This is a genomic window from Candidatus Poriferisodalis sp. (assembly GCF_965262965.1).
In the GTDB taxonomy this organism is placed as follows: domain Bacteria; phylum Actinomycetota; class Acidimicrobiia; order Acidimicrobiales; family Poriferisodalaceae; genus Poriferisodalis.
Genome location: NZ_OZ253573.1, coordinates 1012204 through 1026228, shown reverse-complemented (window position 1 = coordinate 1026228; position 14025 = coordinate 1012204). Strand labels below are relative to the sequence as shown.

Genomic DNA, 14025 nt, shown 5'->3' with positions numbered 1-14025 from the left:
GATCAGTGCCGCGGGACGGGCGGCTGTGAGCCGAATGTCTCGACAGCGGCGCGGTCCACGTATCGGGCGACCTCGCGCTCGAACGGGTACGACAGGTGCGAGCCCTGGTACCAGAGCATGTCGGGACGATCCCAGTGCTCCCAGAGCGTCTTGACATTGCCGGGACGGACCCAGCGGTCCAGCAGGCCGGCGAAGATGTAGCGCCGGTCGGCGGGGACCAAGCAAGGGAGCGACAGCGGGGACACCACCGAGAGAACTTGCTCGTACGGCTCCCAGGACAATCCCCACTGCTCGTAGTACGGCGGAAGCAGCGGTGCGACTTGGCGGCGCGTACCGCGTGCGAGGTCGCTCTCGGGGACACCGGCGATGACAGCGGCAAGGTCGTCGTCGAGCGCAGCGATCATCGCCGCCATGTAGCCGCCCAGTGAGATGCCCGAGACTGCCACGGCGGGGGCCTCGTGCTGGTTTCGTACCCAGTTGAGTACTCGGCGAATGTCCCACGCCCCTTGGGCCACCGTGAACACGGTGTTCATCGCACCTGCGTGGATGACCCGCGAGCCGCTCACGCCGATGGCACGCGGACCGTGGAGGGGGAGCACGACTGCGATGACGTTGAGGCCCCAGCGTCGATGGAGGCGCTGGGCGTAGAGCATCCACATGTCCATCTCGGGCTCGCCGGTGCGGTAGCCGTTGACCGCCACCACCCACGGCCGAGGCTGATCTGCGTGCTGCAGCATCCATGCATGGGCGGTACGGACCGGCCGGTAGTCCATCCATCGCTCGCGACCGGGTTCGTCGGGCCACGGCTCGAATTCGCTCGGGAATCGGACGTGCCAGAAGTCGGCGTCGCCGGCGGAGGCTGCCCGAATGGTCACGCCGTCGTCGAGCGGCGGGGGAGTGCGGTGGTACGACGCGGGATCTGCCAGCCAGCCACGCTCGGCGTAGAGACCGCGCGCGTCGGCCAGCTCGGAGCGCAGACGCTGACGGAACGAACCGTCGGGTACGCGCATGCGCGCAGTCGCCAACTCGAGCTGGATCGACCACTCGTCGAACAGCCATTTCCATGCGGCCTGCGGCGTCTGGCGCACTGGCGGCAGGTCGGTCTCGTTGTGCCCGCGGACCCACTCGGCCATCGAGCCGGCGGCGCGGCGACCGGCGCGCAATGACACAGACGCCGGGTGCGGAACTTGCCGACGAGGAGTCGCACGTGGTTCTGCGGGGGCCTGAGTCATGGCGCGCTGTCCTGTGATCGTGCTGGGGCTTGCGGAGGAGATGGGTTCTACAGGGCGCGTGCGTCGAGCCGCGCCAGCGCGGCATCGGTCGAGACCAGCATGCGCTCGAGCAAGTCTGCAAGCACGGCACGCTCGGCCGTGTCGAAGACCGTGAAGATCTCCTCGTAGATGCGGTAGGCGCGATCCACGAAGTACTGGTGGCGCGCTGCCCCAAGCTCGGTGAGCGCCACAAAAACCTCTCGATGGTCTCGCTCTGCACGCCGCTTGAACACGAGTCCGTCTGCTTCGAGCCGTGTGATGGCTCTCGTGACCGTGCTGGGCTCGACGTCCATGATGTCCGAGAGTGCCCGGATAGTGGCTGGACCGTGCCCGGCCACTGCGTCAAGCGCCCGGAACTGCCCGGGCTCAATCGATTGAGAGCCCCCCTGCAGGACATGGCGCCGGAGTCGCTCGACCGTGGGTCCCAGTCGGGCGGCACGCCACAGCGCGGCCACCTTCTGGTCGAGGTCCCAGTCGAGGTCCCAGTCGCTGCCCCAGTCGGTTGCGCTCGGCTGGTCCGTGTCGCGGACGCGTGGCAACCCCAGCGTGCGACGAACGCCTTCGCCGGAGGGCTGTAGCGAGCCCTTGGGGACCTGCTGGTCCGCATCGGACATATTCATGAGCTGAACCAACACCATAGCTTCGGTGCAGCCTCCTCGCCCGCAGATTCATTGCAGCATGCATTACATTCATTGCAGCATGCATCACAATTTTCGTTAGCTAAACCGTTTTGTGACAAGTCCGCAACACAGATATGATTGCATAGCGTCATGCAATTAGCTCTGCTTGGGACCGAATTCCCGGGTGCGAGACGACTGCATCGTCAGGCTGGCTGCCAGCCGCCGGCGCAATGGACACCAACCCCCACACCCCCTGCGGGAGGAATTGAACATGGCCAAGCAATGGCGCGAGACCTACAACCAATGGGAAAAGGCCATAGCGCCAGGCCTCGAGCAGATCACCGCTTCAGACGGCTTCCGCGATCTGATGGCGACGAGCGCGAAGTTCACCGCAGCGGTGACCTCGGAATTCGAGCGTGCGAGCCGACGCTGGCTGCACTTCTGGAACCTGCCCGCCGCCACCGATGTGCGCAAGCTGCGCCAGCAGGTCGCGTCCATCGACCGCGAGGTCAAAGGCCTGCGGAACCTCGTCTTCGAAGTTGTGGCCGCCGAACCGGCACATGCGCCGGAGCCGGCCGTGATGGCCGAGTCCCCGTCGCCGATGGCCAAGCCCGCAATGGCCAAAGGGACGGCGGCCGAGCCCGTCGTGGCCAAGCCTGAACTCGTAGTCGTCGCGCCCCCAGCTGTGGCGGCTCACAGCGTCTGAGCGGCGGCCCAGCGGCCGAGTCCATCCGCAACTCCCCTCGAAACCCCCCTCAACTAACCGAAGGAGCAGACATGTCTGCCTCAACTCTTGTCAAGCCGATCCCCAAGACCGCCGACAACGGCGAAGCGTCGGCGACCTCGCCCGACGCGATCAACCCGTTCGCACCGTTCACCGACATGTGGGAGACCGGCATGCGCCGCTGGTGGAACCTCACCCGCCACATCATGGGCATCGACCGCGTCGAGGTCGGCCAGACACCCCGTGACGTCGTGTGGAGCAGCGGCAAGGCCGTCCTGTACCGCTACCGCAGCGACAACCGCACGGTCCGCCAGCCGATCCTGCTGGTGATGAGCCTCGTGAGCCGGGCATTCATCCTCGACCTGCAGCCTGGCAACAGCTGCGTCGAGCGCCTCCTCGAAGGAGGCTTCGACGTGTTCCTGCTGGACTGGGGCGTCCCCGACGAAGAGGATGCCGCCAACACGCTCGAGACTTACTGCGACGAGTACCTGCCCCAGGCCGTCGCAAGGACGAACGAGATCGGCGGCGACGAGGGCGTCACCGTGTTCGGCTACTGCTACGGCGGCGTGCTGACACTGCTGTACGCCGCAGGTCACCCCGATGATCCGATTCACAACGTGGTCGTGATGGCCACGCCGGTCGACTTCACCAAGATGCCTCCCGCCATGTCCGGCGTCGGCAACGGCGGCATCGACCCCCAGCACTTGCTCGACGAGACTGGCAACGTGCCGGCGGAGTCGGTGCGAGCCTCGTTCACGCTGCTGACGCCCACGTCGGATCTCAACACGGTCATGGACTTCTGGGAGCACCTCGACGACGAGAAGTTCCTCGGCTCGTACCAGGCCATGACGTCGTGGACGCGCAACCACATCCCGTTCCCGGGTGCGACGATGCGCCAGACCACGACGATGTTCAGCGAGGGCAACGGCTTCGTCAACGACGATCTGGTGCTCGGCGGACGCCGGATCCACCTGTCCGACATCACGGTGCCGTTCCTCAACGTCATCGCCGAGCGCGACCACATCGTGCCTCCCGACTCGACGGACGGCCTCGACTCGTTGGTCGGCTCCGAAGACGCCACCGAGATGCGGCTGCCTGCCGGGCATGTCGGCCTGGTTGTGGGAAGCGGAGCACGCAAGCGCTCGATCCCGGCGATGATCGGCTGGATGCTCGAGCACAGCGACGTCAAGGCGTAGTCGACGCCCATGGCGGACAGCGCCGCTCCGACCGGAGCCCTGCGAGACAGCTCAGCCGACCGCTCTGACACGGCTCAACGGCCTTCGGGCCGAACGGCTCCGGGCGCACCGGGCGACCGTCGCATCGCTTTGGTGATGGGCTCCGGCGGGATCGTCGGCGGTGCCTTCCACGCGGGAGTGCTCAAGGCGCTCGAGGACACCTGGGGCATCGATGCCCGCAGCGTCGATCTGGTCGTGGGTACGTCGGCGGGCTCGATTTCCGGAGCGCTCGTTGCAGCCGGCCTGAGTCCCGGTGACCTGTTCCGGCGAGAGACTCGCCAGCCACTGAGTACGCAGGGCGCGCAGCTGCTTGGCGCAGCACGGGCCAAGCGCGGCCCCAAGCGCCAAGCAGCCGCGAGCTTTGGGGCGCCGATGTCGCCCCAGGTGATGATGATGGCGCTGACCTGGCCGGGGAGCGTCGCTCCCGGGACAGCGATGGCATCGATGCTGCCGCGAGGGGGCATTCCCACCTCGCACGTGGCCGATCTCGTGGCTGGTCTGTTTGGCGAGTCGTGGCCCACGGGTGTGCGCCTGAGAGTCCCCGTCGTGGATCTCGACACCGGCAAGCGGGTCGTGTTCGACGCGTCAGGTCCGGCGACCCCGTCGCAAGCGGTTGCCGCGTCGTGTGCTGTCCCGGCGGTGTTCGAACCGGTCGAGATCGACGGTGCCTCCTACATCGACGCTGGTGTGCACTCATCGGACAACCTCGACGTGCTCCGCGGCGAGCCATACGACCTGGTCGTGGTGAGTTCTGCGATGGGCATGGCCGAGCTGCCGCGGACGGCTTGGCCGTGGGCGATGCCGCTCACTGCCGCAACTACGTGGGGCTGGAGCGCTCTTCGGTCGGTAAGCAGGGCGGCCACCCAGTGCGAGCGGTTGAGCCTCACCGAATGCGATCGGGTGGAGATCGTCATGCCGGCAGCGGCTGATCTCGACGCGATGGGCAACAACCTGCTCGATCCGCAGCGACGCCCTGCCGTAGCGCTGCAGGCCTACGCCACCGCAAGTGACCAATTCTCTGCGCATCCGCTGTAGGCCCCACCGAGGTCGCCCGGCGGTGTTGATGCAGCCTGCGGGCACCTTCCGCAAGCCGAACCTAGAGTCGCGGCGTGCCTGCTCAAGATTCTCATGCCGTAGCGCCAGCCGGTGCCGATCGACCGCCGCTGACTGACGGCCTGACGGCGTTCGTCAAGCGCGACTGTCCGACCTGCTGCGACGTCGAGCCCGTGCTAGCGCAGCTTGCCGACCACGCTGCCCGCACGGGATCGCAACTGACCGTCTACACCCAAGACGACCCGACGTTCCCGGCCGGTGTCGCCGGAACGGCTGCGGACGTCATTCACGACGAGGATCTGGCGGTCTCGTGGCATCACGACGTCGACACGGTGCCGACTCTCGTCGCGGTTGCCGGTGGCCGCGAGATGGCCCGCACGGTCGGCTGGGACCGGCGCAGTTGGGAGGCGCTCAGCGGGGCCGATGACCTGGGCCCCGGTCTGGCTGAGATGCGGCCTGGCTGTGGCTCGCTGTCGGTCGATCCGCTGCTGGCCGACGAGCTGGCCCTGCGCTTCGGTGCCACGTCGTTCGCGAGCCGTCGAGTCGAGTTCGCGTCTGCTGAGGATCCCGTCGAAGCCGCGTACGACCGCGGGTGGTCCGACGGGCTGCCCGTCGTGCCTCCCACCGAGGCGCGGGTCGCCGCAATGCTGGCGGGCACCACCCGGGCGCCGGACGAGATCGTCGCGATCGTGCCGCCGGCGCTCGAGGCGTGCACGGTCGAGAAGGTGGCGGTGAATGCCGTCATGGCCGGATGCCGCCCCGAGTATCTGCCGGTGGTGCTGGCGGCTGTCGAGGCGGCGTGCACCGACACGTTCAACATGCACGGTCTGCTGTGCACGCTGTGGTTCTCGGGTCCGATCATCATCGTGAACGGCCCGATCCGGCGTCGTATCGGCATGAACACCGACAAGAACTCGCTCGGTCAGGGCAACCGAGCCAACTCCACGATCGGGCGAGCGCTGCAACTGGTGATCCGCAATGTGGGCGGCGGCAAGCCCGGCATCGGGGGCATTGACCGCTCCGCGCTGGGGTCGCCGTCGAAGGTGGGCTGGTGCTTCGCCGAGGACGAGGAACGACTGCCGGACGGCTGGCCGCCGCTGTCGGTGAGCCGGGGCTATGAGATGGGCGAAGACACCGTGACGCTGTTTGCCGGGCACGGTCCGATCGGCTGCATCGATCAGATCTCCCGAACGCCCGGCTCGCTCATCCGCACGATCGCCCAGCAGCTCATGTGCGTCGGCAATCGCAAGCTGCCGAGTGAGGCAATGCTGGTGATGACGCCCGAGCACATGGCGACGTTCGGCGACGCGGGCTGGACACGGCAGCGCTTCTACGAGGAACTCGATCCGCTGTTGCAGATGGATCTCGAGTTCGCCATTCGCGGTGCCGGTGGCATCGAAGAGGGTCTGCCTGAATCTCTCGTGCAGCACTTGGGGGGCACCACGCAGGTCCGCAGGGCAGGCCCCGACGAAGCCCGAGGCGCTGACGACGGCGACGATCACGGACTCGTGTTCGGATCAACCGAAGGTTCGGCGGGCGGAAGCTTGCGCAAGCTTCCGCCTTGGTCGCCATTGGTCGTGACCGCAGGCGGGGGAGCGGGAGGCTTCAGCGCCATCATCGAGGGATGGGTGCCAGGCGCCAAAGGCAGCACGCCAATCACCCACCCGATCCGCCCGTAGGCGCCCGCCTGCATACGGAGCGGGCGCCGTGTGCCGGTAGCCTCGGTGCCCGTGATGACGTGGATTGTGGGTGGGATTCACCTGCTGTCGGCCTTCGGCCTGATCGGGCTCGTGCTGCTGCACAGCGGCCGCGGAGGGGGAGTGTCGGACATGTTCGGCGGGGGCGTCGGCGCTACTGCTGCCGCCTCGACCGTCGCAGAGAAGAACCTGAGCCGCGTCACCGTCGTGGTCGCCGTGTCGTTCGGCTTCACCACGGTCATCCTGGGTCTACTGCTCGCCTAGCGGCACGGGCTTATTGCTCGCCTAACGGCACGGGCTTATTGCTCGCCTAACGGCGACGAGCTTGCTGCTCGCCTGATCGCCCGGCCCGGCCGTGCACCGGTACTGGCGCCGTTCCGCCAGACCGCCCTGCCATTGACTACGACGAGCTCGATTCCGCGCGCCGGCTGCTTCGGTTGTTCGAAGGTGGCGGTGTCGATCACGGTCTCTGGGTCAAAGAGCACGAGGTCGGCCATCGCACCGGTCTCCAGCACGCCCCTATCAGCCAGACCGAAACGTCGGGCCGGCAGTCCAGACATCTTGTGCACTGCTTCTTCCAGAGAGAACAGGCCTTGGTCGCGCGCATAGTGGCCGAGCACCCTTGGGAAGGTGCCCCACAGGCGCGGGTGCGGGAATTCGTCGTGGGGCAGGCCGTCGGAGCCGATCATGGTGCCCGGATAGGCCAGGATGCGGCGCACGTCCGCCTCGTCCATCATGAAGAAGATCCCGCCGGCGGGCAGCAACGCATCGACCGCAGCTTCGGGGTCGAGACCCATCTCGGCTGCGAACTCGGCGAGATCCCGCCCAGCAGCCTCGGGCTGCGCTTTGGACCAAGTCACCAGCACCTTGCTGGCATCCGCCAGCCTGGTTGAACCCAAAGTCGTCGAGCTGGCGATGTAGGGGTAGGCGTCGAGGCTGATTCGTTGGCGGTGCCGTGCTGCTTCGATCAGCGCCAGAGTCTCTGTTGAGCGGCCGTGGTTGGCCTGCCCGGAGCACTTGTGATGCGAGATCACCACTGGAACGCCGGCTTCGCGGCCGATAGTGAATGTCTCTTCCAACGACTCGCTGACACGGTCGGCTTCGTCTCGCATGTGGGTCGTGTGGATGCCGCCCGCGGCCCGGACTGCTCTGGCCAGCTCGATGATCTCCTCGGTCGGTGCAGCCGCGGCCGGCGCATAGTAGAGACCCGTCGACAGGCCGATAGCCCCGGCCTCCAATGCTCGCTCCAGGCGGCCCCGCATGGCCGTGATCTCATCTCCAGTCGCCGGGCGGTGCAGATTGTCCATGGCCTCAACCCGCAGAGAGGCGTGGCCGACCAGGCAGAGTGCGTTGACAGCTGCCGGCTCTGCATCGAGGGCGGCGAGGTAGTCATCGAATTCCGAGAAGAAACCCTCGCCGTCGGGGCAAACGAGATCGAGCGGTGCCGGCGGCCGTCCGATGGTGCGCAGCGGCGCCAAGCTGACCCCGCAGTTGCCGGTGATGACCGTGGTGACGCCCTGGCTGACCTTGGGTGCCATCAGGGGGTCGACCAGCAGCGCACGGTCGTCGTGGGTGTGCACGTCGATGAAGCCGGGGGCCACCGCTTTGCCGCCCGCATCGATCTCGACGGCGCCTTCGGCATGGCCGAGATCGCCCAGCCCGACGATCCTGTCATCGGCAACTGCGATGTCGCCATGGGTCGACGGAGCGCCGGTTCCATCAATCAAGCGGGCGTCGCGGATGATCAAGTCCGCTTTGTCGATCTCTGCCATGAGCCCTTTCCCAACCAGGTCAAGGTCGCAAGTTCACCACGTATCGTTCGGGTCGTCTGCGACAAGGAGCCCAAATGGGACGTCACGCAATCAAGACCCCGCCGCACCATGCCAGCTGGCCGGAGTATCTGGCGATCTGGCAAGCCGCTGACGAGTTCGAGGTCTTCGAGTCGGCGTGGAACTGGGACCACTTCTATCCCTTGGCGCCGCCGTACGACGGCCCCAACCTTGAGGGCTGGACGATGCTGGCGGCGCTAGCGCAGGCCACGACGCGGGTCCGTCTCGGCGCCATGGTCAACGGCATGCATCACCGCCATCCGGCGGTAACCGCCAACATGGCCGCCACGCTTGATCACATCTCGAATGGTCGCTTCGAGCTGGGGATGGGCGCCGGCTGGAACTTCGGGGAGAGCGACGCCTACGGCATCGATCTCGGGCCGCTGCGGGACCGCTCGGATCGGCTCGAAGAGGGCATGGAGGTCATCGTCAAGCTGTTGACCGAGACCACGACTACGCACAAGGGACGCTTCTTCGAACTCACCGATGCTTGGTGCGAGCCCAAGCCGATCCAGGAGCGCATCCCAATCGTCATCGGCGGGCAGGGCCGGGTGCGGACCCTGCGCACCGCTGCGAAGTACGCCGATCAGTGGGACATGACGTTTCCGCCCGATGTCGCAGCGTGGCAGGAGCTGGACGAGATTCTGCGGGCGCACTGCGGACGCGTGGGCCGTGACGAGGCCGAGATCGACCGGTCGGTGCACCTCGGATTCGAGGCCGACGGCGACATCGACAAGGCCGTGGCAGGGGCGCAGGACTTCTTCGATGCTGGGGTCGACATCGTCGTGTGGTCATGGCGAGGCGAGCTCAATCCGGTGAGTCTCGATGCCCTGGCAACGGCCATCGACGAGGTCTGAGCACCATCGAACAATCGAGACAGCAGCGCTATGCTGACGCGCCCCGAAATCCCTGCACATGCAGCGTTTGCGGGCGTCCAGTCGGAGTGGCGGAATTGGCAGACGCGCTAGATTAAGGATCTAGTGCCCGAAAGGGTGTGGGGGTTCAAGTCCCCCCTCCGACACGAACAGGCGTCCGATTCCGTTGACCATCGCAACGGTGCCGTGCGCCGTCAGTCGAACGTGGCGGAATAGCCGAGTTTGTGGGAGATCTCCTCCGACGCCTGGCGAAGAGCCGCTGCGGGGGAATCTGGGCCGACACCATCCATCGTCCCACTCCGACCCAGAACTGCGGTCGACGCAACAAGTCGACCTTGATGATCGAACACCGGTGCGGCGACGGCGCTGAGCCCGGGCAAATAGTCGCCGCGGGAGATGGCCAACCCTTCTCGGCGAACCTGATCGATCAGCTCCCGCACCGCGCCAGCATCACCAAAGCGATCACCAAGAGGAGAACCCGCCAGCCGTTCGAGCTCTTCGGCGACCCTGCCGTCAATCATTCTCCCTGGCTCATAGGCTAAGAAGATCCTGCCGGTTGCCGTTCCGATGAGCGGCAGCACGGAACCGATGTGCAAGTTGCAGTGAACGACCTCGCTGGCATCGCGCCAGCCAATGATCACCGGCCCGTGCTGGCCCCACACCGAGAGCGCGGTGGTTACATCGAGGCGTTGGTTGAGCTCGACCAACGCGTCGGTCGCGAAGCGAACCGCGTCAAGCCGCCGCAGACCGGCCAAGCCCAACTGCAACGCGCCGGGGCCGAGATCGTAGCGACCGGTGATCGGATCCTGGAGCACGAGGTCGCAGCGGATCAGGCTGACGAGATATCGGTGCGCCTTGGGGGGCATCATGTCAGCCCGCGACGCAAGCTCGCCGAGGGGGAGGGCACCGGGAGCCTCGGCGAGCGCGGCCAGCACCCGGGCACCAACCTCGATGGACTTCACCCCTTGGCTGGCCGCAGCCGCAGTCACCCTCCGGCCTCTCGAATGAGGCCTGACAGCAGCGCGGGTCGAAGTGGCTTGGTGTTGACGTTGACGTCGAGATCGAACAGAGCGTCGGCGACTGCGTTGACGAGCGCGGGTACGGCTCCGATCACACCGCCTTCCCCCACGCCCTTGAACCCACCGACGGCATCGATCGACGGAGACTCGATGTGAGCGATCTGGAAGTTGGGAACGTCCACCGAGCTGGGCAGGAGATAGTCGGCCAGAGTCGCCGTGCGGACCTGGCCGTCGGGGTCGTACACAAACTCTTCCATGAGCGCCTCGCCGATGCCTTGTGCCACACCGCCCATCACCTGACCATCGACGATCATCGGGTTGATGATGCGACCGCAGTCGTGTACGACGGTGTAGCCCTCGATGTCGACTGTCCCGTCTCCGGCATCGACAGCCACCTGTGCAATGTGGGTGGCATTGGCCATCGTGACAAGGGGCGGGTCGTAGAAGTCGGTCTCCTCGATGCCAAAGCTCTCGCCTTCGGGGAGGTCGAATGTGTTCATCGCGTAAGCCGTCTCGGCGACCTCCCCGAATGTGAGCGCTCGGCTAGGCACGCCAGCGACGTACATCTGGCCGTCGGAGACCACGATGTCTTCGGGCGTGGACTCGAGCATGAACGCTGCGATCCGCGCCAGCTTCAGCCTGGCCTTCTCCGACGCCCGCACCAGCGCTCCGCCGCCCGTGACTGCGCTGCGGCTGGCGAAGGTGTTCGTGCCGTAGGGCCCGGCGGCGGTGTCGCCCTCGAAGACAGTCACATCCTCCAATCGGGCCCCGAGCTCGTCGGCGACGACCTGCGCGAACGTCGTGAAGTGGCCTTGCCCCGAATGAGCGTGGCTCACGAAGGCCGTCACCTTGCCGGTGGGCTCCACCTTCACCGTCCCGCTGTCGAACCCGGGTAGACGGGTCAGCCCGCGGGCACGCCACCCTGGGGCTCCCGTCCCGCTCACCTCCGTGAAACTGCAGATACCGATGCCCCGGTACTTGCCGTCGACGAGTCGGCCCTGAGCCTGGCGGGCGCGGAACTCATCGTATTTCGCCATCTCCATCGCTTGGTTGAGCGACTCTATGAAACTGCCTGTGTCGTAGCGGACACCGACGACGTTGGTCCACGGGAGCTCTGAGGTGGGCACCATGTTTCTCAGCCGAACCTCAGCTGGATCGAGCTCGAGCCGGCGGGCAATTCGGTCCATGATGCCCTCGATCGCCATGAAGCAAACCGGTTGGGCCACGCCCCTATAGGCCAACACCGGCGCGGTGTGGGTTGCGACGGCGGTGGCCGTGTACTCGTACTCCTCGATCCGGTACGGCCCAACGATCATGCGGGCGCCACCAGTGGTCTCCAGGGTGCAGCCGAAGGGCAACGCTGAGTAGGCGCCGCCATTGGTTCGAATCTCGGCCCTGAGCGCGAGGACGATGCCGTCATCATCGACCGCGGCCTCAACCCGGTAGCGGTTGTCACGGGCGTGTACATCGGTGAGCAGGGCTCCGTACCGGTCCTGAATCCACTTCACGGGCCGGCGCAAACGCAGGGCGAGCGCGGCGCAGACGAACTCTTCGGGGTAGAGGGCCGCCTTGATGCCGAATCCGCCGCCGACATCGGGAACCACGACCCGCAGGGTTGACTCTGAAACGTCGAGGAACTCGGCTAGGGCAGTCCGTAGAAGATGGTGTATCTGGGTCGAGGAGTAGAAGACAAGGTTGCCCGCCTGCTCGGGCACAGCAAGACACCCTCGGGGTTCAATCGGAACAGCGGTCACACGGTTCGAGCGGAAGTCTTCGGAGATGACATGGGCCGCCGCTTCGAAACCAGCGGCCACGCCATCGGTTCTGAATCGACCCTCGTAGTAGACGTTGCCCGGCACTGTCGGATTGACCTGCGGGGCGGCGGGATCGGTCGCTTCTTCGATCCCCACGACCACAGGAAGCGGCTCGTAGTCGACGTGGACCAGCTCGATGCCGTCTTCGGCGAGGTACTGGCTCTCGGCCACGACCACGGCCACCGCCTCGCCCGCAAACCGCACTTCGCCGACAGCCAGCACGTCGCGGCTGTTGAGGTGGTAGCCGGGCAGCTCGATCTGAGCGGCGATCGGCTTCACCAGGGCTGCCAGATCCTCGCCGGTGAGGACGTCGACCACGCCGTCGAGCGCGCGCGCCTCGCTCACGTCGATCGACAAGATTCGGGCGTGGGCGTACGGGCTGAGCACGAAGGCAAGGTGCAGGGTGTTGATCGGCGCGGGCAGATCGTCGACGAAGCGGCCCTGGCCTCGTAGGAGGTAGTCGTCCTCTCGACGCAAGACACTCTGCCCAACAACGCCGTGCCCAACAACGCCGTGCCCAACAGCGCCTTGCCGGTCGCTGCTCATGCTCGCTGCCCTCGTCGCAGCTCCACCGCGGCCTCAGCTATCGCATCGACGATGTTGGCGTAGCCGGTGCAGCGACAGACGTTGTTCATCAGTGCCTCCCGGATGGTGGCCTCGTCGGGGTCGGCGTTGCGTTCCAGCAGCTCGACCGCCGTGAGCAGGAATCCCGGCGTGCAGAAACCGCACTGGAGGGCATGTTTTTGGTGGAACATCTCTTGGATCGGATGGAGCTCATCGAGGCCTGCGAGGTCTTCCACGGTGCGGATGTCCGATCCGTCAACCGCCACAGCGAAGTGCAGGCAGCTGCGGGCGGTGCGGCCGTCGAGCAACACCGTGCATGCACCGCACACTCCTTGCTCACAGCCGATGTGGGTGCCGGTTAGGCCGAGATCGTGTCGCAGGAAGTCGGCGAGCAACCGCCGAGCCTCCACACGGCATTCTCGGCGTCGCCCGTTGACGGTGACGGTCACCTGGTACTCGTCTGTCATGGAGCCTCCCCTTCCAGCAGGCCGCGTTCAACAAGGACGCCGACGAGGTGTCGTCGGTACTCGGCGTCGGCGGCGATGTCGCCGGTCGGATTGACTGCACCGCGGGCCGCCGCGACGGCGGCTGCGATTGCCGGCGGGCCGAGGTCGGAGCCGACCAGCGCGCCCTCGGCGTCGATCAAACGCTGGGCCGCCGACCCAACGCCGAACGCCGCGATGCGTGCCATCGTGCAGACGCCGTCCACGCTGGCCCACCGCAGTGCGACCCCGCCCACCGGGAACACGTGGCCCCCGTTCGAGACTTCAGCCAGGGCGCTTCGCTCGCTTGGATCCTGGCGTCTGAACGTGACCGCCGAAATGACCTCACCTGTCTCGATGCTGGTGGTCATTTCAGCTACGAAGAAGTCTTGGGCCGGAACCCGACGTTCGCCGACGGCACTCGTGAGCACCAGCTCGGCCTCCAACGCGAGCGCAACGGCCGGCAACTCGGCTAGCGGGTCGCAGTGGGCCAGACTGCCGCAGACGGTGCCACGGTTGCGCGTGGCGGGCAGCCCGACGTGGGGGAGCGCCTTGGCCAACAACGGGCACTCGGCTTCGACCAGCGGGTTGGTCTCGGCATCGATCTGGCGCACGAGCGCACCGACGACGAGGCGATCGTCCGAGAGCGCGATGTAGTCGAGCTCTCGACAGCGGTTGATCGACACGAGCACCTCGGGTCGGGCCAGCCGGAGATTCATGAGCGGAACCAGGCTCTGGCCGCCTGCGAGAATCCGAGCGTCATCGCCGTACTCGGCCATGACTCGGACCACCGCGTCGAGCGACTCGGGAGCAACAAACGAGAACGGAGCGGGTTTCATGGA

General features: G+C 66.4%; 13 protein-coding genes and 1 tRNA gene. 7 read left to right on the top strand and 7 right to left on the bottom strand.

Annotation, left to right across the window (positions count from 1 at the left end):
• Positions 1-2: 2 nt before the first annotated feature.
• Both ACQY5K_RS04905 and ACQY5K_RS04900 read right to left on the bottom strand, forming a co-directional pair.
• Positions 3-1169, bottom strand: coding sequence for an alpha/beta hydrolase family protein (locus tag ACQY5K_RS04905; RefSeq protein ID WP_419922926.1), 1167 nt, complete (start codon positions 1167-1169; stop codon positions 3-5).
• A 110-nt stretch (positions 1170-1279) separates the two neighbouring features.
• A complete protein-coding gene (locus ACQY5K_RS04900; RefSeq protein WP_428120580.1) occupies positions 1280-1891 on the bottom strand; it encodes a MarR family winged helix-turn-helix transcriptional regulator in 612 nt (203 codons plus the stop codon).
• Positions 1892-2162: 271 nt separating this feature from the next.
• Between ACQY5K_RS04900 and ACQY5K_RS04895 the strand changes: the two genes are divergently transcribed.
• The 5 genes from ACQY5K_RS04895 to secG all read left to right on the top strand — a co-directional run bounded on the left by ACQY5K_RS04895 (position 2163) and on the right by secG (position 6864).
• The gene (locus tag ACQY5K_RS04895; protein WP_428120579.1) at positions 2163-2597 is read left to right on the top strand and encodes a hypothetical protein; all 435 of its coding nucleotides are present in this window, start codon (positions 2163-2165) and stop codon (positions 2595-2597) included.
• Between the two features lie 71 nt (positions 2598-2668).
• A complete protein-coding gene (locus tag ACQY5K_RS04890; protein WP_428120578.1) occupies positions 2669-3811 on the top strand; it encodes an alpha/beta fold hydrolase in 1143 nt (380 codons plus the stop codon).
• Between the two features lie 9 nt (positions 3812-3820).
• Positions 3821-4885, top strand: coding sequence for a patatin-like phospholipase family protein (locus tag ACQY5K_RS04885; protein ID WP_428120576.1), 1065 nt, complete (start codon positions 3821-3823; stop codon positions 4883-4885).
• A 74-nt stretch (positions 4886-4959) separates the two neighbouring features.
• Positions 4960-6582, top strand: a complete 1623-nt coding sequence (locus ACQY5K_RS04880; RefSeq protein ID WP_428120574.1) for a thioredoxin family protein — start codon at positions 4960-4962, stop codon at positions 6580-6582.
• A 54-nt stretch (positions 6583-6636) separates the two neighbouring features.
• The gene (secG, locus tag ACQY5K_RS04875) at positions 6637-6864 is read left to right on the top strand and encodes a preprotein translocase subunit SecG (RefSeq protein WP_419923525.1); all 228 of its coding nucleotides are present in this window, start codon (positions 6637-6639) and stop codon (positions 6862-6864) included.
• Between the two features lie 35 nt (positions 6865-6899).
• Here secG and ACQY5K_RS04870 read toward each other — a convergent pair whose 3' ends face one another.
• Positions 6900-8372, bottom strand: a complete 1473-nt coding sequence (locus ACQY5K_RS04870) for an N-acyl-D-amino-acid deacylase family protein (RefSeq protein WP_428120572.1) — start codon at positions 8370-8372, stop codon at positions 6900-6902.
• A gap of 74 nt (positions 8373-8446) precedes the next feature.
• Here ACQY5K_RS04870 and ACQY5K_RS04865 point away from each other — a divergent pair, with 74 nt between their 5' ends.
• Both ACQY5K_RS04865 and ACQY5K_RS04860 read left to right on the top strand, forming a co-directional pair.
• The gene (locus ACQY5K_RS04865; RefSeq protein WP_428120571.1) at positions 8447-9286 is read left to right on the top strand and encodes a TIGR03560 family F420-dependent LLM class oxidoreductase; all 840 of its coding nucleotides are present in this window, start codon (positions 8447-8449) and stop codon (positions 9284-9286) included.
• A gap of 80 nt (positions 9287-9366) precedes the next feature.
• Positions 9367-9450: transfer RNA gene (locus ACQY5K_RS04860), tRNA-Leu, on the top strand.
• 48 nt (positions 9451-9498) lie between these two features.
• On the opposite strand, the gene ACQY5K_RS04855 is transcribed toward ACQY5K_RS04860, so the two are convergent.
• From ACQY5K_RS04855 to ACQY5K_RS04840, 4 genes are read right to left on the bottom strand one after another with little or no spacing between them, the layout of a single operon-like run.
• Positions 9499-10293, bottom strand: a complete 795-nt coding sequence (locus ACQY5K_RS04855) for an IclR family transcriptional regulator (RefSeq protein WP_428120569.1) — start codon at positions 10291-10293, stop codon at positions 9499-9501.
• Positions 10290-12683, bottom strand: a complete 2394-nt coding sequence (locus tag ACQY5K_RS04850; protein ID WP_428120567.1) for a xanthine dehydrogenase family protein molybdopterin-binding subunit — start codon at positions 12681-12683, stop codon at positions 10290-10292. The genes ACQY5K_RS04855 and ACQY5K_RS04850 overlap by 4 nt, the downstream gene beginning before the upstream one ends.
• Complete coding sequence (locus ACQY5K_RS04845; protein ID WP_428120565.1) at positions 12680-13168, bottom strand: (2Fe-2S)-binding protein; 489 nt, start codon at positions 13166-13168, stop codon at positions 12680-12682. The genes ACQY5K_RS04850 and ACQY5K_RS04845 overlap by 4 nt, the downstream gene beginning before the upstream one ends.
• On the bottom strand, positions 13165-14022 hold the full coding sequence (locus ACQY5K_RS04840; protein ID WP_428120563.1) for an FAD binding domain-containing protein: 858 nt from the start codon (positions 14020-14022) through the stop codon (positions 13165-13167). Before ACQY5K_RS04840 ends, ACQY5K_RS04845 begins: the two co-directional genes overlap by 4 nt.
• Positions 14023-14025: the final 3 nt, after the last annotated feature.

What these genes read in the sequence shown, in the direction of transcription:
- ACQY5K_RS04900 (WP_428120580.1), bottom strand. Translation starts at nt 1,891, where the DNA reads ATGAATATGTCCGATGCGGACCAGCAGGTCCCCAAGGGCTCGCTACAG.
- ACQY5K_RS04895 (WP_428120579.1), top strand. Translation starts at nt 2,163, where the DNA reads ATGGCCAAGCAATGGCGCGAGACCTACAACCAATGGGAAAAGGCCATA.
- ACQY5K_RS04890 (WP_428120578.1), top strand. Translation starts at nt 2,669, where the DNA reads ATGTCTGCCTCAACTCTTGTCAAGCCGATCCCCAAGACCGCCGACAAC.
- ACQY5K_RS04885 (WP_428120576.1), top strand. Translation starts at nt 3,821, where the DNA reads ATGGCGGACAGCGCCGCTCCGACCGGAGCCCTGCGAGACAGCTCAGCC.
- secG (WP_419923525.1), top strand. Translation starts at nt 6,637, where the DNA reads ATGACGTGGATTGTGGGTGGGATTCACCTGCTGTCGGCCTTCGGCCTG.
- ACQY5K_RS04870 (WP_428120572.1), bottom strand. Translation starts at nt 8,372, where the DNA reads ATGGCAGAGATCGACAAAGCGGACTTGATCATCCGCGACGCCCGCTTG.
- ACQY5K_RS04865 (WP_428120571.1), top strand. Translation starts at nt 8,447, where the DNA reads ATGGGACGTCACGCAATCAAGACCCCGCCGCACCATGCCAGCTGGCCG.
- ACQY5K_RS04850 (WP_428120567.1), bottom strand. Translation starts at nt 12,683, where the DNA reads ATGAGCAGCGACCGGCAAGGCGCTGTTGGGCACGGCGTTGTTGGGCAC.
- ACQY5K_RS04845 (WP_428120565.1), bottom strand. Translation starts at nt 13,168, where the DNA reads ATGACAGACGAGTACCAGGTGACCGTCACCGTCAACGGGCGACGCCGA.
- ACQY5K_RS04840 (WP_428120563.1), bottom strand. Translation starts at nt 14,022, where the DNA reads ATGAAACCCGCTCCGTTCTCGTTTGTTGCTCCCGAGTCGCTCGACGCG.